The organism is Vibrio aquaticus, assembly GCF_003970385.1.
GTDB lineage: Bacteria > Pseudomonadota > Gammaproteobacteria > Enterobacterales > Vibrionaceae > Vibrio > Vibrio aquaticus.
On the sequence record NZ_RXZH01000001.1, the window covers coordinates 188,862 to 212,650 of the forward strand.

23 protein-coding genes and 1 pseudogene are annotated in these 23,789 nt (G+C 42.0%); 6 read left to right on the forward strand and 18 right to left on the reverse strand.

Annotated elements, in window-relative coordinates; genetic code table 11:
• Nucleotides 1-156: 156 nt before the first annotated feature.
• The 4 genes from EJ063_RS00745 to EJ063_RS00760 all read right to left on the reverse strand — a co-directional run bounded on the left by EJ063_RS00745 (nt 157) and on the right by EJ063_RS00760 (nt 2,875).
• Complete coding sequence (locus EJ063_RS00745) at nt 157-408, reverse strand: hypothetical protein (RefSeq protein ID WP_126572097.1); 252 nt, start codon at nt 406-408, stop codon at nt 157-159.
• Nucleotides 401-2,116, reverse strand: a complete 1,716-nt coding sequence (locus tag EJ063_RS00750; protein WP_126572098.1) for an SgrR family transcriptional regulator — start codon at nt 2,114-2,116, stop codon at nt 401-403. The genes EJ063_RS00745 and EJ063_RS00750 overlap by 8 nt, the downstream gene beginning before the upstream one ends.
• A 76-nt stretch (nt 2,117-2,192) precedes the next feature.
• Entirely contained in the window at nt 2,193-2,426 is a 234-nt protein-coding gene (locus tag EJ063_RS00755) for a DUF3389 domain-containing protein (RefSeq protein WP_126572099.1), read from the reverse strand.
• Nucleotides 2,427-2,431: 5 nt separating this feature from the next.
• Nucleotides 2,432-2,875, reverse strand: a complete 444-nt coding sequence (locus tag EJ063_RS00760; RefSeq protein ID WP_126572100.1) for a hotdog fold thioesterase — start codon at nt 2,873-2,875, stop codon at nt 2,432-2,434.
• A gap of 91 nt (nt 2,876-2,966) precedes the next feature.
• Here EJ063_RS00760 and EJ063_RS00765 point away from each other — a divergent pair, with 91 nt between their 5' ends.
• Nucleotides 2,967-3,755 carry a M48 family metallopeptidase gene (locus tag EJ063_RS00765; protein ID WP_126572101.1) on the forward strand — a complete coding sequence of 263 codons (789 nt, stop codon included), beginning with the start codon at nt 2,967-2,969 and terminating at the stop codon, nt 3,753-3,755.
• A gap of 33 nt (nt 3,756-3,788) precedes the next feature.
• On the opposite strand, the gene EJ063_RS00770 is transcribed toward EJ063_RS00765, so the two are convergent.
• Nucleotides 3,789-4,871, reverse strand: coding sequence for a site-2 protease family protein (locus EJ063_RS00770; RefSeq protein WP_126572102.1), 1,083 nt, complete (start codon nt 4,869-4,871; stop codon nt 3,789-3,791).
• Nucleotides 4,872-5,135: 264 nt separating this feature from the next.
• Between EJ063_RS00770 and EJ063_RS00775 the strand changes: the two genes are divergently transcribed.
• Nucleotides 5,136-5,693, forward strand: a complete 558-nt coding sequence (locus EJ063_RS00775; protein WP_126572103.1) for a PhnA domain-containing protein — start codon at nt 5,136-5,138, stop codon at nt 5,691-5,693.
• 108 nt (nt 5,694-5,801) lie between these two features.
• On the opposite strand, the gene EJ063_RS00780 is transcribed toward EJ063_RS00775, so the two are convergent.
• Together EJ063_RS00780 and EJ063_RS00785 are read right to left on the reverse strand one after the other, a co-directional pair.
• Nucleotides 5,802-6,224: a hypothetical protein gene (locus EJ063_RS00780; protein ID WP_158675980.1), complete on the reverse strand. Its 423-nt coding sequence runs from the start codon at nt 6,222-6,224 to the stop codon at nt 5,802-5,804.
• Nucleotides 6,225-6,270: 46 nt separating this feature from the next.
• Nucleotides 6,271-7,557 carry a putative phage abortive infection protein gene (locus EJ063_RS00785; RefSeq protein ID WP_126572105.1) on the reverse strand — a complete coding sequence of 429 codons (1,287 nt, stop codon included), beginning with the start codon at nt 7,555-7,557 and terminating at the stop codon, nt 6,271-6,273.
• Between the two features lie 96 nt (nt 7,558-7,653).
• Between EJ063_RS00785 and EJ063_RS20870 the strand changes: the two genes are divergently transcribed.
• The gene (locus tag EJ063_RS20870; RefSeq protein WP_158675981.1) at nt 7,654-7,827 is read left to right on the forward strand and encodes a hypothetical protein; all 174 of its coding nucleotides are present in this window, start codon (nt 7,654-7,656) and stop codon (nt 7,825-7,827) included.
• 30 nt (nt 7,828-7,857) lie between these two features.
• Here the strand turns inward: EJ063_RS20870 and EJ063_RS20955 are convergent, their stop codons facing one another.
• The 4 genes from EJ063_RS20955 to EJ063_RS00805 form a co-directional block, all read right to left on the reverse strand.
• Nucleotides 7,858-8,826 (reverse strand): HNH endonuclease, encoded by a 969-nt coding sequence (locus EJ063_RS20955; protein ID WP_208640330.1) that lies wholly within the window; start codon nt 8,824-8,826, stop codon nt 7,858-7,860.
• Nucleotides 8,827-8,887: 61 nt separating this feature from the next.
• The gene (locus EJ063_RS00795; protein WP_126572106.1) at nt 8,888-10,240 is read right to left on the reverse strand and encodes a hypothetical protein; all 1,353 of its coding nucleotides are present in this window, start codon (nt 10,238-10,240) and stop codon (nt 8,888-8,890) included.
• Nucleotides 10,241-10,331: 91 nt separating this feature from the next.
• Complete coding sequence (locus EJ063_RS00800) at nt 10,332-11,594, reverse strand: hypothetical protein (protein ID WP_126572107.1); 1,263 nt, start codon at nt 11,592-11,594, stop codon at nt 10,332-10,334.
• Nucleotides 11,594-12,619, reverse strand: coding sequence for a nucleoid-associated protein (locus EJ063_RS00805; RefSeq protein ID WP_126572108.1), 1,026 nt, complete (start codon nt 12,617-12,619; stop codon nt 11,594-11,596). The genes EJ063_RS00800 and EJ063_RS00805 overlap by 1 nt, the downstream gene beginning before the upstream one ends.
• A 183-nt stretch (nt 12,620-12,802) precedes the next feature.
• Between EJ063_RS00805 and EJ063_RS00810 the strand changes: the two are divergent.
• Nucleotides 12,803-13,096 (forward strand): annotated as a pseudogene (locus EJ063_RS00810) (alkylphosphonate utilization protein); the annotation flags it as partial.
• 86 nt (nt 13,097-13,182) lie between these two features.
• On the opposite strand, the gene EJ063_RS00815 reads toward EJ063_RS00810, so the two are convergent.
• The 5 genes from EJ063_RS00815 to EJ063_RS00835 all read right to left on the reverse strand — a co-directional run bounded on the left by EJ063_RS00815 (nt 13,183) and on the right by EJ063_RS00835 (nt 18,496).
• Nucleotides 13,183-13,914 carry a hypothetical protein gene (locus EJ063_RS00815; protein ID WP_126572109.1) on the reverse strand — a complete coding sequence of 244 codons (732 nt, stop codon included), beginning with the start codon at nt 13,912-13,914 and terminating at the stop codon, nt 13,183-13,185.
• Nucleotides 13,915-14,014: 100 nt separating this feature from the next.
• Nucleotides 14,015-14,713, reverse strand: a complete 699-nt coding sequence (locus EJ063_RS00820) for a DUF1223 domain-containing protein (protein ID WP_126572110.1) — start codon at nt 14,711-14,713, stop codon at nt 14,015-14,017.
• A 126-nt stretch (nt 14,714-14,839) separates the two neighbouring features.
• Nucleotides 14,840-15,034 carry a hypothetical protein gene (locus EJ063_RS00825; RefSeq protein ID WP_126572111.1) on the reverse strand — a complete coding sequence of 65 codons (195 nt, stop codon included), beginning with the start codon at nt 15,032-15,034 and terminating at the stop codon, nt 14,840-14,842.
• Between the two features lie 288 nt (nt 15,035-15,322).
• Nucleotides 15,323-16,282 carry a TerC/Alx family metal homeostasis membrane protein gene (locus EJ063_RS00830; RefSeq protein ID WP_126572112.1) on the reverse strand — a complete coding sequence of 320 codons (960 nt, stop codon included), beginning with the start codon at nt 16,280-16,282 and terminating at the stop codon, nt 15,323-15,325.
• 447 nt (nt 16,283-16,729) lie between these two features.
• The gene (locus EJ063_RS00835; RefSeq protein WP_126572113.1) at nt 16,730-18,496 is read right to left on the reverse strand and encodes a bifunctional metallophosphatase/5'-nucleotidase; all 1,767 of its coding nucleotides are present in this window, start codon (nt 18,494-18,496) and stop codon (nt 16,730-16,732) included.
• Nucleotides 18,497-18,725: 229 nt separating this feature from the next.
• Between EJ063_RS00835 and EJ063_RS00840 the strand changes: the two genes are divergently transcribed.
• Nucleotides 18,726-20,357 (forward strand): ATP-dependent endonuclease, encoded by a 1,632-nt coding sequence (locus EJ063_RS00840; RefSeq protein WP_126572114.1) that lies wholly within the window; start codon nt 18,726-18,728, stop codon nt 20,355-20,357.
• 120 nt (nt 20,358-20,477) lie between these two features.
• On the opposite strand, the gene EJ063_RS00845 is transcribed toward EJ063_RS00840, so the two are convergent.
• Both EJ063_RS00845 and EJ063_RS00850 read right to left on the reverse strand, forming a co-directional pair.
• Complete coding sequence (locus EJ063_RS00845) at nt 20,478-20,960, reverse strand: DUF1097 domain-containing protein (RefSeq protein ID WP_126572115.1); 483 nt, start codon at nt 20,958-20,960, stop codon at nt 20,478-20,480.
• Nucleotides 20,961-21,135: 175 nt separating this feature from the next.
• Complete coding sequence (locus EJ063_RS00850; protein WP_126572116.1) at nt 21,136-22,041, reverse strand: LysR substrate-binding domain-containing protein; 906 nt, start codon at nt 22,039-22,041, stop codon at nt 21,136-21,138.
• A 252-nt stretch (nt 22,042-22,293) separates the two neighbouring features.
• On the opposite strand from EJ063_RS00850, the gene focA reads away from it, so the two are divergent.
• Nucleotides 22,294-23,739 (forward strand): formate transporter FocA, encoded by a 1,446-nt coding sequence (focA, locus tag EJ063_RS00855; protein WP_126572117.1) that lies wholly within the window; start codon nt 22,294-22,296, stop codon nt 23,737-23,739.
• Nucleotides 23,740-23,789: the final 50 nt, after the last annotated feature.

The window sequence follows — 23,789 nt, forward strand, 5'->3', positions numbered from 1 at the left end:
CTATTCTAACAGTATTAAAAAACAATGGTAGTAGTTACAGAGGTTTTTGTTCATTTTCTCAATTGAGATCAAAAAAGGCCTCGAAAGGCCCGTTTTACGCAGTTTGAGATTCATTTTTAATCGATGCGTTTAATGACATAATGTTCTGTCTTCGCGCTATTTCATCGTGACTTTCCCACCAATTATTTTGAAAGCAGGCGTTCCCCTGACCAAAGTGTCTCGGGCAAATTCACCGCCACATTCAGGACAAAAGCATGGGGTATTGGTATAGTCTTCAACAATTCGTTCTTTGAAACATTTAACTAACGCCCCTTTTCCCCCTTTACGGTACTTAAAGAGTTGCGCTTTACATTTCGCGCAATAGATATTGACCGTTTTACTCGGTTGCTTTTTGTTGGGTTTAGCCATCGGCGTTCTCGTCCGAAACCTGGCCTAGTTCTGGCTTCACCCACACCTGACTAAAGTCAAACCAGCCAAGAGCATTACATTTCGCGTTTTGAAGCGAACCACATTGGTCCTTGTTTACCCCTAACCAACAGTGGAACATAGGTATCAACTGGAGTTTTTCGACTAACGACTTACCGAGTTCTTTTGCAGGGAAAGCACGGCTGTCCGTTGCTTGCCATTGTTCAATAAGCTCAGCCCAGTGAGCGAAATCGGTATCTTTACTTAAAGCGGCAATGTCACTGTAATTAAGCAGCCAACCGGCCAATGCATCGTCACGATTGGTCGAAATGCCCATCGGTTTTAACCAGATATCGACTTCATCGGTGTTTTCTACCGTGAGATCGTAGGTCACTAAATTCACACTAAGCCCATCCTGTTTAAGCAGTGTTTCGATGCACTTAACTAAAGTTGGGAACATAGGGTGCTGGCCGTGATACGCAATCGTCACGCTTCGGTAAGATGGTGGCGAAACATACCCTTGTTTGGTGTGGTGGTACCAACCCGGTTTTAAGCCATGGGCAGGCAATACGCCTAATTCGACAATTTTGTCTTGAGGCAGCTGTTGGAACAAATTGAGCGTGTTAAGCCTCTGACTGAAGTAATTCGCCCAGTCATTGGATTTGGCTAGTCCATCTTTGCGGTTGAGCAGTAACAGTGTGCAGCCTGGGTCTAGCTCGACTTCATCACTAAACTCAGCAATCTCAGGTCTAACGGGTTTCGATAAACTTGGGAAGACCATTGAGGAATGCGCTTCGTCTATTACCCAAACTTCAACACGATCAAGTAGCGGCCTAAACCCAAAGTAGCCATCAAACGCCTGCAAAATAAGGCGCTTGCTGTCATTTTGCGTGACTTTATAAGGGCCTGTTCCGATTGGAAAAAGGTCAAAATTATCGGCACGGTTTTCTTTCGGTAACGTTATTTTTGCGCACGACTCGGAGAGTAAAAGCGGCAATTTATAATCATCACGCGATAAGCGAACATCAACAATTAGACTGCTTACAGGCTCGGCAGATTCAATATGGGCGAATAGACGTTTCACTTTGAGTTCTGATAAACAATCAGCAATATGTGCCGCGGTAAGAAGATCGCCATTATGAAAGCGAACACTCGGTCGAATATAAAATCGCCAATGTGTCGGAGTGATCATTTCCCAAGTATGAGCTAGGTCTGGTTGCAGCTGTTCATGCTCATCAATACGGGTTAAACCACTGAAGATTTGTTGCACAATATGCAGCTCTGAGCGACGCATCGGGGCGGCAGGATCGAGATTGGACAGCGGACGATAATAAGGCAACCTCACGACTTGTTGCCCTTCTTGATGCACAAGTCCAAGATATTTTTCAACGACTTGAGCGAGTTTCGAACTATCGTGATCCAGCACTTTTAGAGCTTGGCTGATTTTTCCTTCTTCAAGGTATCGCTTGGCAAGGTTCTCGCTGACATCGGCTCTGCTGCGTTTGAAGTTCAGCTGGGATAACTTTCCACGGCCAGGGGCTGGGTGCCACTCTAACCAGCCCTCTTCTTCCATTTTGTTGAGAACAATTCGAGCATTTCGACGGGTACAGAAAAGGATCTCGGTGATCTCTTCTAACTGAACATCAGAATCTTGTCCTTTATAGTGTTCAAATAGCGTTTCAAACTGAACTCTTAAACGCGGGCTACTCATAAAGAGGAAATCTCACTTACCATTATTTGATAAAGAGTTTCCTCATTTGGTGCCGAAGGATCAAGAGATATTTACTCTATTGAATCGCAATGCTTGCGTGTTGTGACAATTGTTCAAGTTGTTCTTGATTATCTAACTTAACGGACCACTTAGTTTCAACGCCATTTGCGGCTATGACATTCGCTCCTCGCCCTATCAACGTTATGGCATCAACTTGAGCTTGCAGCGTTACCATCGCATTGCCTTCTAGCTTAATGACAACTTCATGAGGTGTGGCAATGATCTTTCCATTGCTAAAATGTATCACCATTGTGGTTAGCTCGCTTCTTGCTTGGTTGGTTTACGATGTTTAACCGCAATGGTTAGTCGGCTGGTACACACTAAGCGCTCTCTTTCATCGCAGATATTGATTTGCCATACCTGAGTCGAGATGCCTAAGTGAATGGGTTTAGCGGTGCCAGTAACTTCACCACTGCGCATAGATCGCACATGATTTGCATTAATGTCTAATCCGACACAGTAACTGCCTTCTGGAACACAGAAGTTGGCTGCAACAGAACCTAATGTCTCAGCTAACACAACCGAAGCACCGCCATGCAGCATTCCAAGAGGTTGATGAGTAAAAGAACATACCGGCATGGTAGCGCTGATAAAGTCTTCTCCAACATCGCTATAGATGATATTTAAGTGATCAATTAGCGTGTTTTGTGAGGTTTTGTTTAGTAAATCCAGGTCTATTGGACGCTTCCAAATACTCATTATTCAATCCATCATGAACTACAGTTAACAAGGATTGTAACCTAATGTTATGATTTGCCGATAATATATTGCGTTTGAAATAGGGAATTCGATGCAACACTGGTTAAAATGTACCACCGTAGTAACAACGTTAGCGATTGCTGCGTGTAGCGCCTCACCTACCGGGCGTAACCAACTGTTACTGTTTTCAGATCAAGACATGAGTAGCCTCGGTGCTCAATCATTTGAGCAGATGAAGACCGACCAAAAAGTCAGCACCAATGCAAAAACTAATGCGTATGTTCAGTGTGTGACGAATGCAATCACCGAACATGTGCCTCCTCAACCTGGCTTTAGTAAATGGGAAGTCGTGGTATTTGATAGTAAACAGGTGAATGCCTTTGCTTTACCAGGCGGTAAAATTGGTGTTTATACCGGTCTGCTTGATGTTGCAGTAAACCAAGATCAATTAGCGACGGTGATTGGTCACGAGATAGCGCATGTGTTGGCTGACCACAGTAACGAACGTTTATCACAGTCTCAGATTGCCAACGCTGGGCTGCAAATCACCAATATTGCGCTCGGCACGTCTGAATATGCGCAATATCGTGGCGCGACCATGGCAGCACTAGGGCTGGGTGTTCAATATGGGGTACTCATGCCATACGGACGAACGCAAGAGTCTGAAGCGGATATCGTCGGGCTAGAATTGATGGCCAAATCAGGCTTCGATCCTCGTCAAAGCGTCGATTTATGGAAAAACATGGCGAAAGCGTCAGGTGGGCAGCAGCCTCCAGAATTGTTATCGACTCACCCTTCTCACAGCACTCGTATTCAAGACTTGCAGGCGAAAATCAACACTCTGCCAAGCTATAATGTTTCTAGCCCTAACTGCGGCTGATATTAAAAAGGGAGCTCGATGCTCCCTTTTGTTTTATGTACCTAGAATCAATAGTGGCAATTGCAGTAACTGATCACCAGTAGAGGCAAAGAACCAGATAATGCCAATTAAGCTTGCGACTAACCCAACATACCAAACTGCCGAAATGATCTGACCATAGCGATCGAGTGGCAATAAATGACTGTGGTGGCGGCCGCGCCATTCAAAGATAATCTCTAACATCCCCATAATCAGCAAGAAGCCAAATAATGTTAGCCCGAGTGAGTAGCTAAGCACGACACCACCGGCAGCAGCGAGCGTACACAAAACAATCCCCGCAACACTGTTCATTGAGAAACTGATGCTTTTCAGCACATGACCGCCGTCCAGTGGCAAGATTGGAAGAAGATTGAATAGGTTTAAGAATGCGTTAAATACTGCAAGGCCAGCAAAGAACATTTCGCCAGTGATTAAGTAAACAATCAGAAGAATGACGGATAATATCAAACCAAACATTGGCCCCATGATCGAAATAACCACATCTTGCCAACGTGTGTTTATCTTTTCATCGCTCAGGGCTAAGCCACCTAAAAATGGGACAAGGTAGATACCTTTGGTCTTCATCCCGAAGTACTTCATCGCTTTTACGTGACCATACTCGTGAAAGACCAAACAAGCGATTAATGCGAGCGCAAACTGAAAGGAAAACAGCCAAGAATAAGCCGCGAGACTTGCTGAAGCTAAAACCACTTTGATCAGCTTGGCACTTTTCAGCGCTTTCATCCCAAGAGAGATAATGCCGATTAAGCTAAAGCGTTTTTCTGGCGTTGGCGGTGTAAAAGGCACTTGCTGTTCGATATCTTTGGTATCGCGGCTACCTTGTTGAATCGTCTCACCATTCACACCGGCTTGATATTCGATTAAGAACGGCTGCCATTTTAATGTGGTTTCAAGTGAGCATTGCAATTCTTGCTCACCATTCATTAGCGTAAACTGGTGACGAGCAGATTCCCCACGCTCCGAATCCGCATCCAATTGTGACACCAACTGGTTGTTCCAAAACAGCTGTTGCCAGCCAGCCATTGAGCCTTCTAAGCGTAATGGCTTACCTAAAAATTCGATGGAAAGCAGTTCCAATGTAATCGACCTATTAATTCGCTATAAATACTGCGCTGATTATGCCAATAAAGACTAATAACTTAAAGTAAATGCTAAATTTGTTACACCGTCACCACCAATAACCCTTTGATGGTTCTAATTTTGTTATCTATTGGATTTTAAAAGTCAGCGTTTGGTGATTTTCTTTTGGTTAAACCTTTGCTTTACCGGATGCCCCTTTCTTTTCTGCGGATAAAGTGCATAATAGCGCCCGTAATTAACACCTAACAATGTGAGTCTACTATGTCTTCTGAAGCTACAATGCTAGAACGCTGTGAATCTAAATGTGAACTATGTGCTGCTGACGCATCACTAACTGCTTACGCTGTGCCTCCTCATAGCCACGTAACAGTAGATTACGGCATCATGGTATGTGACAAGTGCCTAGGTGAAATCGAAGAACCAAAAGATATTAACCACTGGCGTTGTCTAAGCGACAGTATGTGGAGCCAAGTTCCTGCTGTTCAAGTAACGGCATGGCGTCAACTTACTCGTCTTAATACTGAAAGCTGGGCGCAAGATGCGCTAGACATGATGTACATGGAAGAAGATCAAATTAACTGGGCAATGACTGGCATGTCTGCAGACGACAAACCATTCGATTGCAACGGCGTTGAACTTAAAAAAGGTGACGACGTAACGGTTATCAAAGACCTTCCAGTTAAAGGCACTAACCAAGTAATCAAGCAAGGCACGGTTATCCGTGGCATCAGCATTGGCGATGATCCTAAGCTTGTTTCTGGTAAAGCGAACGGCGGCCAATCTATGTACGTTATCGCTGAATACTGCCGTAAGAAGTAATCACAAGTTACTTTCGACAGATATAACAAAGGCGCTCAGTTGAGCGCCTATGTTGTTTTGGTCAATAAGCATGGTGTAACGTTTGAAGTTTCCAGCGCAAGAGGTAAATCAGCTATTATCGATATGTTTTCTAAATTCAGAGAAAAAGATACTGTCTTTATTAAGTCCGAAGTCATCATCGCATTTCTTCAACTCATCATTAATGGCCCCACTGAGTATTTTATTTAAACGTCTAATCTCATTGCTATAGCTACGATAATCATTTCTATCCATTGTCTCTTTGTTCGCCAATCCAATAATATAATTTGCATTTTCAATAATTTTATCAAAACCTTCATTTCCTAATTCATTAGAGCCACCTTCATGCTGAAATTGAACTTTTGATAAAATATCTCTATCACAAGTGAATATGTCACGATAGCTATTAATTTCTTCATCAAATTTCTTAATTTCCATATATTCCAAACCTCTATCACTGCTATTTTTATTAAGAGCAGATTTGGCTTTATCTTTTATTTTGTGAACCAACAAAATCAAGCTATTTAATCGATCTTCGTTCTCTACTAGTTCGACATAGTTACATTTTTTTCAATTTTATTACTTCATGCTCTTTAAGGTGATTTTCACTATCAATTTTACTTTGAATAATATTTTTATAGAATAAAATAACTTCAGATTTAACTGATTCTTCAATTAATCCTACATTCTCTCCAAAAGCATTTCTATCCACTGAATATGTGTTACCTAGAAGTTTTAAATCTATAATTTCACTATAAGAATCTATGGAAACATGTTCTAGAAATGAATAGCGTTCAATGATATCTCTATACGCAACGAACTTGTTATACTTAGCACTTGTTTTGTTATCAATAATACAATTCAAAAGAATTGATACTAATACATTATTGGGTATATAAGCCCTAACTAGACTTGTGTACTTTTTCTCAATTAAAACCTTATTATCTTCTTGTATATTATCGTTATGTGGGTAAGTTTTTATGAACTTTAGTAGTTGATATAAAACTATAAAATAACTTGTCATTTCATTACACTCAAAGAAGTTGTAATGCTTGACTTTTTCTGTCCTTTTTAATTTATCTTTAGATAATTCTCGATCAACAATTGATAGTCCATCATTCTTTTCAGTAATTTTATTCAGTGATTTCTCATGATTGGCTAATAAAGAAAAGAAAGTGTTTTCAAATTGTTGAACTTGAGTTGAGCGTTGTTGTTCCTTTGCTAGTTCTCTTTGTTCTTCGGCAAGTTTTTGTGCATCTAAAACTTGTTGCTCGTGAGCATCGGCTTGCTTCTGGTGTGCAATAGTACTTTGCGCAAGCTCTGTTCTTGTCATTTCGAGCTCTTCACGAGTTAAGGCAAGTTCTTTAAGTGAAAGTTTATGGCTTTCGGTCTGTTGGTGAATAGTATATAAGAGCGCTGTAAAGGATATGAATGACAAGAGTGGAGATGATATGTTATTAAAGAATGAGCTTGCTTTATCCCACCACTCCATTTGCTCCTTAATAGGTTGTATTTCACCAGAAATAAGTGCATTAAATGGTAGGCCTTCTAAGTAAAAAAGCCATAGGTTTACTAGCAAAAATATGATAGTTACTACGGCGACAGAGGGCAGTATAACTGTTGTTATACGTTTTTTTGATTTTGCTTTAATGCCATAATGTGCGTGTTTATTATAAAAAAGCTCAACCCGGTTTTTAAACTGCAAGTTAAGTTCCGTAAGTGTTTTTCCTTCATATTTGTGGTTTTTTCTTAGGCCTTCAACTTCACCTGACAGTGAACCATCAGGCATGATATTTACGGTTCCAGTAAACTGCTTATACCTCAGCGTTTTATTTAATTTAGTCATGCTCTACCTGCAACAAGTTTATATCAATTAGTTCTAACAGATTTAGACTATCAAATAAAGATATAGAATGGTGTTTAGAGTAATAGTGTTGTCTCAGTGTCATACTTTCTTGTGCCCTATATCGTCATGGCAGCCACGTTGCCCATATCAGTTAACCAAGGTAACTTTTTGATGATCGCCAATGTCTACGGCAAGTGGATGAAGAACACGAATATGTCAGACAGTGAAAAGGCGTGGGAGGCGTTGAAGGGGGCGAGTTCTGGTGGGTAAAGAAAAGCCTCGCGAGTGCGAGGCTATATATTAATCTTTTTTAAAGGTCGTATCAAAGTGATCTCGAAGACACCCTTTATTCGCGATCAAACTGCTAACGTCCTTACCATCCAAGTTAGCATATTCGGATTCAAGTAACCCCGAGTTCAACACAACCCTCATGGTGTCCGGGTTCACTGAAATAAGGCCTAAATCAAACAAGGTATGGATGTCTGAACGAAGTAATAAGCCATTCTGAACGTGATTCGTTTCATCACCATTGTAAGGCATGATGTGGGCAGCCTCTAATGCTTCAACCACACAAAAGTCAGTAAAAACACAACGCTTATATTGCTTGATTAAGCTATCACGAAACTTTTTCTGGCCTCTTCGCGCAACGATCTGTCTGAGGGTTCTTGCTCTTACATCTTTCTTGTTCGGAGGTATAAAGCCGTCATGTTCATCACCACCGAGGATATCTTCCTCAGTAAGTTCACCCAAATAATGAAGCGCCAGATCAAGTGAAGCTCGAATGTGTTCCACCAAATCTTGCAAGTCCCCTTTTAGGGGGTACATGAACTCTCTTGGGTTTACGAATACATTATTGTACTTAGTATTCTGACTGCTTCCGTCAACGTCTATTTTGAGTTTACTACCTCGAACTTTACGCTCGATAGTCGGTAGCCCTTTGCGGTTTGACTTCGATTCTGTACATCCGACAAGCGCACCGTTCCCATTCTTATCAAAACAAAGCACGACGTATATGCCATTTGATACTTCTTGCCCCTTAGGAAGTATCGAGACGTGAGTAACGAACGGAAATAGTGTGGCACCTCTTGATTCTTGGAACCTAAAAGTATGCCCGCGGTAGCCCTGGAACATTGTTTCGAGTTCGCTTTTGAGGCTCAAAAGTGAGCCTTTAACAGACGCAGTAATCGGATCGTTTGTTTTTATTCCCGCACCTTTTTTAGGTGGGTTAATTCTTCTGAATTCACAGACTTTATTAAAGTGTTCTATCAACTTAACTACCTAGCTCTTTTAGAAGTTATCACGGCATTCTATCGAATAAAGTTCTTAGCTTTCAATACTGTGAGAACCCAAGGATAGCTTTAATCTTGGAGGTAAACGTAGACAACACACCTTGTTTACCAGGTTTTTGCGGACTGGTTGGTTTACTCTCATTAAGAACGTGCGTTTGCTTGCGCTCCGTAGTCAAGGGCTTGTTTGTTGGCTCACTAAGCATCGCAGTTTGATCAACGATTGGTTCAAATGGTTCTGGTTTCTCGTCCATAACACTCGCAAAGTGAGTGTTTTCGTGACCATTGACCATCAGATCAGATTGCTGAGATTGAAATGAACTATCATTATTGGCTGCTATGGAAGGGTCGATAGCTAGAGGCTCTGATTCCGTCGGCTCTCTATCATATGATCTCTTTAACGAGGTACTAGACAACGTTTCAGGCTTTACTACTGAAAGACCTTTCAGCTTATTTTTATCTTTTTTCACTCCCCGGTTATTAGCAGGTAAGGAAAACTCTTCGCCCATATAAATGCAAAAAAACTCAGAATAATCACAGTGGAAGATGTGTTTTTCATTTCGATCCTGGCATCCAATGAAGAAAGCCGTCGTAAAGGCACTTTTATTCTTCGCAGCTTCAATAGCTAGCTTTATCTCTAGCTTACAGCCTTCTTTATCTCTGGGACTCCATTCAGATGTATTTAAGTGAACTTCAAATTGTTTACGGGAGTTCGGTTCTATCTGATACAAAGTCACGATAATTAGATCATCTTTAATTACTGGCTCTTGGGTAAATTTCAATGCTTTGTAGAAGATATGATTGTCTATATACCTTGAATCTTTAAACCAACCAAGCTCTTGAAAATATTGATGATACTTCCTCGTGTAACCAAATATAGTTAAGTCTTTATCTTTGGCTTCCTCGGTACTTTGAATATAGTAATGCGCTGCCCCCGAAACATAATTAGTGCGTTGGGGATGACTTCCACCGGATGAACTACTTCCAGAATTACTTTTTGAGAGCTGCTTGTTTTTTAGAGTCGTGCTTGACGGGTTCGTCTGATGCTGTTTGTCTTTTTTCTTACTGTGAGGTGTCGTAATTTCTTCTACGTAAGGTAGAACCCACGTATAGTTTCCTTTAGTATCAATTCTTCCCTTACCGCCATGCTCGTCGCTGTAAATACAATTAGGAATATGGTTCTTGATTCTAAAGTGTGGAGGTTGTTTATACGGTTGGAACTTGTTCACGCCAACTTGTCGCATAGAAAGGCAGGCAACAGGCTCTGCGTTGCCATTACAGTATACGTTTGGACATTCAAAATTTTGTTTGTGTCGATTAACGTATTCATCACCCTCCTTCTTAAGCTTTGCAGCATACCAGATTTCATTTGTGATTCTGTTAAAAGCCCTATCCATAAAACACCTCAATAAATGAAACGGTTCTCATATATTGGAATGCGAGCAAACAAAACACAATGCTTGGATCAATTAATCAGACTTAGATCACTTAGCCGTGACTAACTGATAATTCAAGGAATTCTGCAATCGTCTTGAAGGCTGGAAACGTATCTACAAGATAATTCCACAAATCGAAATGAATGTAGTGGTCCACCAAGTAAACTAATACGCCAACTAGAAAGAGAAAAAAGCAGAGCTGAAATTTTTGAAAGCGGTGACGACGGTCAAGCTCTTTAAATTCTCCCCGAATCGCCCCATGTTGCTTTGGGTACTTGCGCTTTAATCGAGCCTCTTGATCTCTGTATTCTTTTTTTAGCGACTTTAGAGTATGAAGTTGGTTACAAACAAGCAAAAACATCATCAGGCCATAGATCATAGCGGCGGCATACAACAAGAAGTCCGCCGCTAGATTTTTAGCGTTAGCGTCAATATTTTGCGATGACAACCTAAAGGCGACTAACCCAATAGATACAGGAATACCGAGTGCTTTAGTCTGAATGTCATTAAACGTGTCATTAATTTTGACTATGAATTCGCGCTTTTTCTCTTGATATTCAAGCCTTACATCATCAAAGGAAAATTCACTAACATACAGGTTATAGTCTTCGACGAGCTTAGCGGATATGTCACCAAAATTAGCAATGAGGTGTTGGAAGCGCTTGTTAGAGTCAACTGACTTCAACTGATCATACAGTGCAGCTTTAAAAATCGCCTTCCTTTGGTCTTTGTGAGTCTTTTGACCAAACCACGTATCTACCTGAGTAATACCATCAATACCGTGCTCAATGTCTTTTAAAGAATAATCACACTCTATATTCATTCGCGCTTTATGGAGAAAAATGAATGTCTTTTTATCTGATGAAGAATCTTCCGAATGATCTGACGCCTTTTTCAAGCAGTTAATCAGTTTCAAGACATCTAGATAACATTTGAGCGTTGGCTCTGATATGTTTTCACTGTCCCCAAGATAAACTGACTTAGACGAGTGAACATAAAAACAAACCGGTGCCTGAGTAAGGTTTTTAGGGTATGAGAAAAAGTCTTCCCACTTTAAATAAATCTCATAGCCAGCTCGCATCAATTGGCTTGGATCCAGCTCAACTTTACATGTTTGCCCTTCTAAGAGCTGATCGGCCTTAAAGTAACTTCCGTTAACGTCGAAAGGAACTGACTCATCATCTAAACATGTAAGTAAACTCTTAACCTCAGCAGTTACGTCGATGAAGAGCTCAAAAAAACCATCATCTGTAACTACTGTGTTTTCGTTCTGCAATAGATAAACTAGCTGTTCAAGTTTTTCAGGGCTACACATTATCTTTCAAGCTGCGCTTCAAGGTTCTCTGGAATCTTCTTAATAGTTAGTTCACCTTTCTTATAGAAAACTGATTTGTTAAGTAGATCACTAGAAAAGCTTATTGACAAGTCTTTATTTTTTCCGACATATCGTTTTAGACGATTAAGCTCAGTTTTGTCTGGTGTAATCTCATTGTTAAGGCCATAGAGCTCACCTTGACTAATTGCCAATAACCAATCTTTTTCGTCGTCCTCTTGTAGATACTTCGTATCAAGGTAAGTCGATAAAGAGTCGAGCTTTATAGCGCTGTTCTCAGCACTCCACTCTGAAATCTGCTCGTGTACAGCAGCCTTAACTATTTCCGTTTTGTCATCTTCGAACTCATGATGTTCACAATATGCTTTTACACATTTAACTAGAGCTCGGGTATCATCTCTTGACTCTGTGAACTCTTCACATCCGATAAATTTTGCAAAGTAGTCTGTAACCTTCTTTGCTTCTTTACCAATCTTGAATGAGATATAGCGTGCAGACTGTTCGTTTTCATCAGACCATTTACTTAGGTTGATTCGAGCTGCCATGTGTAGCTTATCTAAATCAACACTATCAAATTGTGCTAACTCTAATTCATCGATTCGCATTACTGATTTTTGACGAAGTAGTACGACGCTCAGGAAGTGCTGGCCTTGATGGATGTAGTGGTTAAACCAAATATGGCCACCTTTTGCTTTTGGTGCGCCTTGAAGCTGCTTTTGAAGACAACGAGCAGCTGCCACGGAAAACGCAACAAAGTCATCGAACTTAGACTCTACAAAATATTTGCTTAATAAGGACTCAAAGTGCGGTGTAGGATCATCGCTATTTTCTGCTTTGGCGAAGTGTCCGGTATTTAGGCCCGTCGAATTAAACTTTTCATTAATTCCTTTACTAAGCATATTGGCGGAGTCATTGATTGCATTTTCTGTCTTGCGATCATCTAAATCAACTTTGGTGTTGTTTTCTTTTTTGATAACGTTGTGGAGAATTACGTTGAGGATTTCCATGTAAAACCTAGCTGGTAATAATTTTTCCGAGAGAGTACACAATTCTCCAGAACAGCGTAAGGCTTATGACCTAGTTTTATGAAACAGATTACGCATTTTTGAGAATTCAGCCAAAAGTTGCCCCAAACTTGCCCCAAAAATTTCACAAAAATCTCCAACCCATTGATAAGTTGAAAACAATTATGGATTCAGCACAACCCGCTAGACATGATGTACATGGAAGAAGATCAAATGAACTGGGCAATGACTGGCATGTCTGCAGACGACAAACCATTCGATTGCAACGGCGTTGAACTTAAAAAAGGTGACGACGTAACGGTTATCAAAGACCTACCAGTTAAAGGCACCAACCAAGTAATCAAGCAAGGCACGGTTATCCGTGGCATCAGCATTGGTGACGATCCTAAGCTTGTTTCTGGTAAAGCGAACGGTGGCCAATCTATGTACGTTATCGCTGAATACTGCCGTAAGAAGTAATCACCAGTTACTCTCGACAGATATAACAAAGGCGCTCACTGGAGCGCCTTTGTTGTTTTTAACGTCTAGGAAGAACCCCTGCACCCTTAACCCTTATTTAAACAGTTCATATAGTAGTCGGGCCAGAAGTGATAAATGAGTTTGGCCTTATTAGACCAATCGACAACAAGGCCATCGACCCCTGCCCCAAATTGATAGAATTTCATTAAGTCACATGTTTCGAAAGTCGTGAAACGAGAAAACATACTCGCCCAGATCTTAGACTTAGAATTGTCGATTTCTTTGACTTGTGTTTGATAGAGGTGCTCGAACCCAGCAACCTTATACCCATCGTCTGCAAGTTGCGCCAAACCTCGCAAATATTGATCAAAAGAAAGCTTATCTTCAATCGGAGCATTGTATGAAATATAGAGATAGAGGAATTTAGCGTTAGGGTCACCGTGCTCTGCTGCATACCAAAGGCGATTCAGTCCGCGTTTTTTGTCCCCACAAGCATAATAGTAACTGCCTAAAAAGTAGTACTTGAATGTGATCATCTCAGGGTATTGTTCAAAACTGCTGTCATCAAGCATTTCGAGTAAGTCGTTCGATTTCTCAAAATCCAACTTAACACCAATTCCATAACGATATTTCAATGCCGCAAGGTAGTAATCAATCGGTTCAGCGAGTTGCTCAACATTGATTGACTCTAGTTCCGTCTCTATTCTGCCTTGCAAAGATTGCTTGGCCGTTTGCTGGAAAAAAGGTACGCATTCACTCGCCAATGAAGAGAAGGAAATGAGTAAAGTCAATGGAGCCAAAAGTCTTATGATATTCATTAGATTAACAGTTGCTTTGTAAACTCAACCCATCATGAATTGATGTGATGGCAATATCCAGACTCATTATTCATTTACGTGCACGATATGGCTATTTGGGTTACTCAATCTTCCCCGCTACCGTTTGGATGCGCTCAAACCTACCTGCAGGTGTCACCCATGCTGCAACGGCATCAATGTGTTCGAGATCGCCTGAGTACTCAAACTGCCAGTGCCCATCGTCGCTTCTGGCTTGTTGGCGTGCAACCGCGATAAAGTCATGCTCTAGCGTTTTGCCTTTGTTCTCACCGGATCGGATGATGGTAGTTTGATCATTAGAAAGAAAAACGATCGTCGCGTCTAACGTTTGTGAGCTTGCAAACTTAAGCTCAAACTTTTGTCCTTTTCTCACCAAAGTTAACTGATTCGCTTCGGCTTGGTGGTTATCTGGTAGGTTTCGGTTTACCCAATTGAAATACCCCCGCCACTCTTTACCGTCAACGACGAAGCCGGGTGTATAAACGCTCGATACGACGTCATACGCTTGATACAAGCGTTGAAGCTGCGAAAACTCGGGTTTTGCGAATTTATCTTGCCAGCCTAGGTAATCCCAATAATCGACGTGATAAACGATGGGAATAATACCGTTCCATAACTCGTTATGAGTTTGCAGCTTAGAAACGTATTTATCGGCTGGTGGACAACTTGAGCAACCTTCAGAGGTAAACAGCTCCACTACTTGTGCCGGTTGACCTTGATGAGTCCAAATTTGCCCGGCCGATATGCTGCTCACAACAGAAAGTGCTAACAATGCAGTCATACTCTTCACCTCTTCAAATTTTACATTCTTGAAGAGATTGACCGCCTTGCTACCCGACAACTTTCGCGAGACATAAAAAAACACCAGCTATCTCTAGCTGGCGTTTTTAAAATCTGTTCGTTTAAATTAACGATATAGACCGATATCTTTTTGCATATGACCAGACAAGTCATTTGCGTAGTACGCACGTGGCTCGCTGTTGTCTGTAAATAGAATATCTAATAAGTGTGCAATCAATCCTTTGAAAGAAACCGAGTAGGTTTTTTTATCCATAGAGATAGGTGCTTCGATAGTACCGATTTGCATTGCTTGTGCTGCCATGATTGCCTCTCTATAAATTCGTGTAATTCGTTTCGATGGGCTAATAATAGGCAATAATTATCGGCTCAAAAAATGACTATTTTTGACTTTTCGGATTAGTTATTTTAATGAAACAATGCATTAACAGTCTATTTTTTTGCTCAATTCATTTAATTTGAATTTATATTCAAATACGCACGATTTTAGCGAATAAATATTTTATCGTTAGTTTTAACTCCTGCTTTAGATCACAAGTTTTTTACAAACATTAGCAAACTAAAGCAGGATGTGTGTCGCAAGTTAATTAGTTTATTTATCGATAGTTAACTTACTTTCTTCTAAATCATTACGCTGTTTGATGACTGAAGCAATCACCGCCACTGTCATGGTTGCCAATAGCACAAGTAATGACACTGCCGTTGGGATTTCCCACTCAGAGCCGACTAGCATCATCTTAGTACCAATGAACACCATGATGAATGACAGCGCAGGTTTTAAGTAGATAAACTTATCCATCATTCCTTGCAGTACAAAGTACAAAGAACGCAGGCCAAGTAATGCAAATACGTTAGCTGCTAGCACAAGGAACGGTTCTCTTGTTACCGCAAAAATAGCTGGAATCGAATCCAGTGCAAACATCACGTCCATGAACGCAATAACAGCGATCACGATGAACATAGGCGTTACGGTACGTTTGCCCTGCTCTACCACCGTTAATGCATTGCCTGCATAACTCTCACTCACAGGAACGAACTTGCGAATGATACGTTCTGGTAGTGGGTTGATTTCGTCATCACCTTTGTCACGAGCAAGCTGAATACCCGTCCAGATTAGGAACAGTGCAAATACGTACAAGATCCAATGGTACTCTGCAAGAAGCTGTGCGCCGACCGCAATCATAATGCCACGAAGTATCAATGCACCGATCACACCCCATAGTAATGCTCGTGGGCGTAAATGCTCAGGGACCGCATATTGATGGAAGATGATCGCAAACACGAATAAGTTATCGACGCTGAGCGATTTCTCTAACAGATAACCAGTAATGAATGACAAGGTTGCTTTTTCTGCTGTGTAATCGCTTCCTGGCGCGTATACATCCCAAAATAGATAGATGGTAGCAGCGAACAAGAATGCCAAAGCGAACCAGAATACACTCCAAACAGCGGCTTTACGGATAGTGATGTTACCACCACGAGTTTGCCAGATATCAAGTGCAACGAGCGCAAGTGTCAGTACACCAAAGCTGAAATAAGTAACTGGGGTCATGTTTCCTCCAAAGGCGGAGGGATCGAAGGATTTAGATGTGTGTGACGATCCCTACCGCAAACAAACAAACTACTCAGCCTATATAAGCAAAGTAACAGTTGATTACGTTGGTCTCGTCGAAATATGACCGATGAATATCGTTGTCATACTTATACTTACCGGATAGAACGACGTCTAACGAGATGACGATAAGTAAACCAGAGGCGACTACTCCCCAAACACGGCGGATTTTATTCCTGAAATCGTGATTCGTCTAGCAATAAAATCAAAAAAGGAGCAAATAAATGCTCCTTTTTTACGTTTGCCTTATTGTCTGGTGGTTAAACACCGCTGATAGGCACCAAGTAAGTCAGTGCGGACCACACGCCAATCCAGCTGACGATCACGACCACATCAATCCAGTCTCGACTCCACATAGTTTCCCCTGAGTATATCCATACATTTTGTTTACTCAGGAGAAGAAGTAGCAACCTTTATGCCAGTGGTTGATATTTGACCGCCTTGCTTTCTATTTAGTACTTCTGGCTTATCTGTAAGTAGCTCTATAAAGCAATCGGCCATCGAGACACAAGTGACAACACCTTCGCCTTTCATATTGAGGATTGCTTCGTATCCCTCTTTACCTTTCATTGTGTATGCGGAAGAAGAACCTACGTAAACTCGATTAAGATCAAGTATTTGCCATTCACCTTGTTGGTTACGAACTTTAAGGTTCTGTACTCGCTTACCCTGCTCTGCCTCAAACTGGTAATCGAAGTCTAAATTGTAGGTATATGGGTACGAGCCATCCCCAGTGCCTTCTACGCCATTATTAAGCGCATTATTGATTGCACCTTCTAAAATAAGCGGCAGGTATTGTCCTTTTATCTGATAAACCCCAATTGGAACGGCAAATGGCAGGAGCTTACCGGCAACATCTGCAACGGATACATCGCCAGCGTTCAGAGAGTTTCTCACGCCACCGGCATTATGAATCGCAAACTCAACCTCATAGCCCTGTTTGTTCATCACATACGCAAAGGACTCTGCCACCATAGGCGCGAGATCGCTTGGCCCTTGTTCATCAGGCACACGTATATGGCGCAACTTATGGTTAGCATTCGCAATGATTTTTTTCTGCAGTGCACGAACGCGAGAAATGTAACGCTGCTCCAAAATCGACTGGGTTTCGCGGTCTTTTTTACAAACACAAACATTTGGGTGATTATCGATGAACTGTCGTGCAAGTTGGTATGGCAGTTCATCGTGCGTTCCACTCATCTTGGCATCAATAAATAATCGGCGGCCAAGCAACAACTCATTCTTACCATTAAAGGAGTGAATCGAACCATCATGATTAAATTCAATGTCACAGTGTCCAAGGCTTAGCGCGTGATAACCCGCTTGAACCACATAGGTTTCATTGACTCTTACGCCATAATCGTCATCTTTGGCTAGCCCAAGCGCACTAAAGTTACCTTGTAACCTATGACTGTGCCCTCCTACAATAATGCCAATGCCAGAAACGTGATTGGCTAAGTCGAGGTCTGCGTCATAGCCCATGTGGCTGAGCAAAACGATTTTGTTGATGCCTTTTGCATTGATGGCTGTTACGGTCTGCTTCGCCGTTTCTATCGCATTAGTAAAAGGCGTATCGAAGTCAGGGTTTGATATGTCAGCCATTTTGTCGAGAGCTAACGAAAAAATGGCGATGGTTTCACCGTTAATCTCTTTCTCTATCCATTTTGCAGCTTGGCTGTCAGGGTTGTAACTGACCACATTCGGACTGTCGGATAAACGGATTGGTTTGGTTAAAAGCTCGTTGGACAGATCCCAGTTTCCGGCAAGCAGTGGGAAATCGATTTTCTGAACGAAGTGCGCGACAGGTTCATTACCCATGTCTAGTTCATGGTTGCCGAGCGCCATCGCATCAATGTTTAAGCAATTGAGCATAGTGGCATTGGCTTCGCCCTTAAATAACGAGAAGTAAAGCGTACCTTGGAAACAGTCACCAGCGTGAAGAAACAAAAAGCCTTTGTCTTGCGATTGTGCTTCGTGTCTAAGCTGTTTCACTCGCGTGGCAATGCGAGCAAAACCACCGGCACTGACAAAGGGTGAAAGCGCTTTGCCATCCACATTAATCGTGAGTTGTAGTGAGGTTGGCTCGAAGTATGAGTGGGTATCGTTGATATGTGCGATTCGTAGTAGTGTCGTTTTATTTTTTTTATTTGTCATATTTATCTCTCTTTTCAGAGTCATCGTACCGCAATCAATGTGACAGATTCATTATATTTCACACTTTTATTGAACATAGTGTTTCATATACATCCTATCTTTGAGTTTGATCGCTATTTGACGCAACTATTCTTCCCCTGTAAACCGTGCAACTTTGTGAGCTAAATGTCTGCTATAACTGGATTTTTCTATTATGCTTAAATCAGTATCAGCGTAATGGAGTGATTCAATGAAGCTTGAGCGAATCGAAATTTCTGGTTTTCGCGGAATCAAACGCTTATCGATTGCTTTTGATGAACTCACCACTTTGATTGGTGAAAATACCTGGGGCAAATCATCGTTACTCGATGCCCTTTCTGTTGCCTTGCCACCTGAAGGCATTCCTTATCAATTTGAGATGACCGATTTTCATGTGGACTATTCCATCGCTCATCCTCAAACTCAACATCTTCAGATTATCTTGAGCATGGTTTCAACCGATAAAAATGAACTCCATTCTGGGCGTTATCGCAAAATAAAGCCGATTTGGATTCGAGATGAGCAAGGAACAAACCGAATCATTTATCGCTTGAGTGCCTCTAGAGATGGTTATGACATCGTCACACGCTATTCCTTCTTAGATATTGAGGGCAACCCGATGATGTTGCATCATTCTGAGAAGTTAGCCCAAGAGCTGATGTCTCTGCATCCAGTGATCCGCCTCAAAGACTCGCGCCGCTTTGAACGCCCAATCAATAACAGTAGTGATGTCAATTCGCGAATCGAAAAACGGATCAATAATACCTGTCGCCGGTTGATGGCGGTGCCTGGCCATGTGAATAAAGGAGAGATGCGCAGTAGCCTTAATTCAATGAATGCGTTGGTAGAACACTACTTTTCATTTAAACCCAACTCTCGTAAAGACCTGCGTAAGCAAAGAGATGGTATTTTCTTTAGTGGTGCGCCAAGTAACAAAAGCATCACCGAGGTGGTTGAAGAAACCAATGATAAATCGACTCGCCTACTTTTTATGGGCCTTCTCAATGCGTATTTGCAAGCAAAAGGCCCTACGACGCTGCGCCGATGTGCTCGCCCGCTTTTGATCATTGAAGATCCAGAAGGTCGTTTGCACCCTACCCATCTTGCCCGCGCTTGGGGTTTGCTGCAATTACTGCCAATGCAAAAGGTACTCACAACTAACAGTGGTCAACTACTCGGGCAAGTTCCCCTTAGAAGCATCCGGCGTCTTGTCAGGCAGTCTGATCGAACCATCACTACCTATTTGTCTGACCAAAACTTAGGGAAAGATGAACTTCGGCGCATTGGTTTTCATATCCGTTTTCATCGCTCTGGGGCATTATTTGCTCGATGTTGGTTGTTGGTCGAAGGTGAAACGGAAGTTTGGCTATTCAATGAACTTGCTAACCAATGTGGTTATAACTTGGCCGCTGAAGGGGTTCAGATTATTGAGTTTGCCCAATCCGGGTTGAAGTCTTTAATTAAGGTAGCGAAAGCATTTGGTATTGATTGGCATGTAGTGACCGATGGTGATGCGGCAGGTAAAAAGTACGCAGCTTCAGTAAAGGCGCAGCTTGGTAATGATCAGCAAAGGCACAGACTGACTGAACTGCCCGATCGTGATATCGAGCATTATATCTACAACAACGGCTTTGAAAGTTTCTTTAAAGACATGCTGAAAATACCACTCGATCATCCTATTCCTGCCAAAAAAGTGGTGGCACGTGTACTGAAGAAATTTGCTAAACCAGACCTTGCGCTGGCGATTGTTTCTCAATGTGAGGAGCGTGGTGTTGAAGGGATTCCATTATTGTTGCGATGGACACTAAAACGTGTGGTTACCATGGCGAACGGAAATACCTAGCGTTAGAGAATAAAAAAGCGGCATCAAACTTGATGCCGCGTATCAAAAAAACTGCTGATACAAACCAATCGGGGGTAACCTTACGCTCTTTCAGGTAAGAGGTTCGGTTGACACAATCTACTAGCGAGTTTGTAAATTCGCACGAGTTTGTGATTGTTTGGACTTTTGGTGCAACCATACACCGCTGCTCTTCATTAGGTATCCGAAGATGCCACCAAGCACTAACGAAGGAACAACCAGCTTCCAATCACCAGAAGCGGCAAACGTTGCGCATGAGCCAATGAACGTACCAGGGATATAACCTAGCCATTGTTGTTTCGCTTGTACGCACATGAAAAATGCAACAACTGCAGTAATGATGTAGCCTAAAATTTCAAAAGAAGCGAACTGTGAAGCATGGATAATCACCATCGCCCAAAATACGCCGCTCATATTGGTTATCAAACTTTCTGATAACCCTCTTAAGCCATCATTTGGAGAAGCAAAATAGCTGGTACAACCTAAAAAGCCTGCCCATGATAGTAATCCCAGTGAGACTGCTATCCATCCCCATAATCCAGATAAGATGCCGGTTGTTAATGAAATTGCGACTAGAGTGCTCATTACGCCTCGCTCAGTGTGTGAATCACACATCAAAAGTTCAAGTCCGCATACTAGGTAAGTTAAGCACTTTTAGAAACAACACAGATCACACTAAAATGAATGCAATTGTATTTATATTTCATATTTGTGTGACGCAATCGTTATTTCAACAGAAATAGGAAATATCAAAAATTCGCTAGAGTACTGATGGTTTACCTTTCATCATCCTAGCTCCCTCTCGTTTGATACATTCAACCAGTGGGTTTTCAACCATATCGGCACGCCAAATGAACGACAGTGTACGTTCCATATTCAACTCAGGAACGTTCAGTGCAACCAATTGACCACTTTCAATGAAACGTTCGACATCAAGATATGGCAAGCAAGTAATGTATTGACCGTGTTCCACCATGCTGCGAAGAACAGGCACGTGTTCGTATTCGCGCCAAACATCTAAATCTTCAATTAAATGGTTAATTGAACTATCAAAAATTTTGCGAGTGCCACTACCATGCTCACGCAGTACCCATTTGGCTTGCTCTAGTTGGGCGAGGCTGACCGTTTCTTGTCTTGCAAATGGGTGATGTGCCGCGGCAACCACGGTTAAATGGTCACGACACCATACCTCTTGATCAAGACGATTATCATCACAGCGCCCTTCAATGATGCCAAGGTCATATTTATAGTCGAGTACACCCTGAATGACGCTATCGGTGCTTTTTACTTTGAGCGAAATACGCATCTCAGGAAATGAGTTATCAATAATACTGATAAGGTCAGGAACTAGGTGTTCTGCAGGCGTTTGACTCGCGCCGAGTTTAACGTGACCACTGAGTAGATGTTGTTCGTAAAACCCCATTTCAATTTGCTGAGCGTCTTGTAACAGACGTTTGGCCTTCGGTCTTAACCACATTCCCCAGTGAGTCAGCGCCATCTGTTTACCTTGACGCTCAAATAGAGGGCGACCCAGCATCTTTTCTAATTGTGCTAGCGACATACTTGTAGCGGATTGCGTTAACGCCAGTTTATCTGCTGCCAGACTCACACTGCCTGTATCGGCTACCGCATCAAATACCGTGAGCTGTTTCAATGAATATCGCATAGCACTCCTATCCTTGCTGATTATTAGAGTTTGACACCATAACAAACTCATTTTGCTCACGTTTTCACCAATATATACGCAAGCCGTTTCATTCTACTCTCTCGCGACGCTATATCAATATTTTTGATAAGGATTTTAAAAATTATCAATTTTACCTGTAGATGAACGACCCATATTCTGAATGTGCAGCCAACGAGTGGCAGCAAATAAACATAGGAGATTTGAATATGAAGGTGACGTTCTGGAGTGCGTATGGCAGCAACTCAAACGAATAATCAGTGCTTTTCACCCATAGAGATGATGGCGGAAGCTGAAAAGTTTGCCCTGAGTAAAGCAAAGAAAAGCAGTGGTATGACGCTCAGTTTAGCCATCATGGCAGGGGCATTTATCGGGTTGGCGTTTTTGTTTTACATCACTGTCACGACCGGTAGTTCTGACGCTAGTTGGGGATTAAGCCGCTTAGCTGGCGGGCTCGCATTTAGTATGGGACTTATTTTAATCGTCATTTGTGGCGGTGAGTTGTTCACCAGTTCGGTGCTGTCGAGCATCTCATGGGCCAACAAACAGATCAGTTTCACAAAGATGTTGTCGATATGGGGCAAGGTTTATATCGGTAACTTTATCGGTGCGATGTTCTTGCTAGCGATTGTCACAGCAGCAGGTTTGTACCAAATGGATGCGGGTCAATGGGGACTGAACGCTCTGAATATTGCGCAGCACAAATTGCACCACACACCGGTTCAAGCTTTCGCGCTAGGCGTTCTATGTAATCTGCTGGTCTGCTTAGCGATTTGGCTAACGTTCAGTAGTGCAAACGCGCTAACCAAAGCCGCGATGACTATCATGCCAGTCGCGATGTTTGTCTCAAGTGGCTTTGAACACTGCGTTGCCAATATGTTTATGGTGCCGCTAGGTATTGTTATTCAAAATTTTGCTCCAGATTCATTTTGGCAACAGGTCGGCGTGAGTGCTGCTCAATACTCTGACCTAAACATTCAACAGTTTGTATTTGCGAATCTTATTCCAGTCACTCTTGGCAACATCGTTGGCGGTTCTGTCCTTGTTGGCCTCGCGAACTGGGGAATCTATCGCAGACCACAACTAAAAGCAGCAAACGTTCAATCTATTACAACAACTCAAATTAAATCGGCTAAGGAAACAACTATGAACAACAACATCACAGCAAAAGACGTAATGAACCCAAATGCAATTGTACTTAGTGCAGAAATGCTGACTCCAGTTGCTATCGATACCCTACTTGAACAACACCAAGTGAGTGCGCCTGTTTGTGACATTGAAGGTCGTCTTGTTGGTTTCTTCTCTGCCCATGATGTAATGGTCGATCTTTGGTGCCAAGACTACCTACCTGCTAAAGAGCAAAAAGTGGTCGATATTATGGCGAGAGACGTTATCGCTATCGATATCAACGATAAGCTTGTCGATATTGCTGAGTTCCTTTGTGTTGATAAAGAGCAGCTTTACCCAACAACGAGCATGGGCATCGCGACTCAGCTAACAACGCTATCACTTGAAGAGCGTGCTAAGTCGATTAAGGTTAACAAACCTCATGTATTACCGGTATTGGATAAGGGCAAATTGGTTGGTGTGATTACTCGTGAGAATGTTTTGTCTGCTCTTCGCCCTATCTACGGTGAGCGTGTAGCGGTTGTGGAACAGAAAGAACTTGAAACAGCGTAAATTCAAATAATAAAACAACGTTGTCGCTAGGTTTTGGTCAGGAAATAAGT

What these genes read in the sequence shown, in the direction of transcription:
- EJ063_RS00745 (WP_126572097.1), bottom strand. Translation starts at nt 408, where the DNA reads ATGGCTAAACCCAACAAAAAGCAACCGAGTAAAACGGTCAATATCTAT.
- EJ063_RS00750 (WP_126572098.1), bottom strand. Translation starts at nt 2,116, where the DNA reads ATGAGTAGCCCGCGTTTAAGAGTTCAGTTTGAAACGCTATTTGAACAC.
- EJ063_RS00755 (WP_126572099.1), bottom strand. Translation starts at nt 2,426, where the DNA reads ATGGTGATACATTTTAGCAATGGAAAGATCATTGCCACACCTCATGAA.
- EJ063_RS00760 (WP_126572100.1), bottom strand. Translation starts at nt 2,875, where the DNA reads ATGAGTATTTGGAAGCGTCCAATAGACCTGGATTTACTAAACAAAACC.
- EJ063_RS00765 (WP_126572101.1), top strand. Translation starts at nt 2,967, where the DNA reads ATGCAACACTGGTTAAAATGTACCACCGTAGTAACAACGTTAGCGATT.
- EJ063_RS00775 (WP_126572103.1), top strand. Translation starts at nt 5,136, where the DNA reads ATGTCTTCTGAAGCTACAATGCTAGAACGCTGTGAATCTAAATGTGAA.
- EJ063_RS00785 (WP_126572105.1), bottom strand. Translation starts at nt 7,557, where the DNA reads ATGACTAAATTAAATAAAACGCTGAGGTATAAGCAGTTTACTGGAACC.
- EJ063_RS00795 (WP_126572106.1), bottom strand. Translation starts at nt 10,240, where the DNA reads ATGGATAGGGCTTTTAACAGAATCACAAATGAAATCTGGTATGCTGCA.
- EJ063_RS00800 (WP_126572107.1), bottom strand. Translation starts at nt 11,594, where the DNA reads ATGTGTAGCCCTGAAAAACTTGAACAGCTAGTTTATCTATTGCAGAAC.
- EJ063_RS00805 (WP_126572108.1), bottom strand. Translation starts at nt 12,619, where the DNA reads ATGGAAATCCTCAACGTAATTCTCCACAACGTTATCAAAAAAGAAAAC.
- EJ063_RS00815 (WP_126572109.1), bottom strand. Translation starts at nt 13,914, where the DNA reads ATGAATATCATAAGACTTTTGGCTCCATTGACTTTACTCATTTCCTTC.
- EJ063_RS00820 (WP_126572110.1), bottom strand. Translation starts at nt 14,713, where the DNA reads ATGACTGCATTGTTAGCACTTTCTGTTGTGAGCAGCATATCGGCCGGG.
- EJ063_RS00825 (WP_126572111.1), bottom strand. Translation starts at nt 15,034, where the DNA reads ATGGCAGCACAAGCAATGCAAATCGGTACTATCGAAGCACCTATCTCT.
- EJ063_RS00830 (WP_126572112.1), bottom strand. Translation starts at nt 16,282, where the DNA reads ATGACCCCAGTTACTTATTTCAGCTTTGGTGTACTGACACTTGCGCTC.
- EJ063_RS00835 (WP_126572113.1), bottom strand. Translation starts at nt 18,496, where the DNA reads ATGACAAATAAAAAAAATAAAACGACACTACTACGAATCGCACATATC.
- EJ063_RS00840 (WP_126572114.1), top strand. Translation starts at nt 18,726, where the DNA reads ATGAAGCTTGAGCGAATCGAAATTTCTGGTTTTCGCGGAATCAAACGC.
- EJ063_RS00845 (WP_126572115.1), bottom strand. Translation starts at nt 20,960, where the DNA reads ATGAGCACTCTAGTCGCAATTTCATTAACAACCGGCATCTTATCTGGA.
- EJ063_RS00850 (WP_126572116.1), bottom strand. Translation starts at nt 22,041, where the DNA reads ATGCGATATTCATTGAAACAGCTCACGGTATTTGATGCGGTAGCCGAT.
- focA (WP_126572117.1), top strand. Translation starts at nt 22,294, where the DNA reads ATGGCAGCAACTCAAACGAATAATCAGTGCTTTTCACCCATAGAGATG.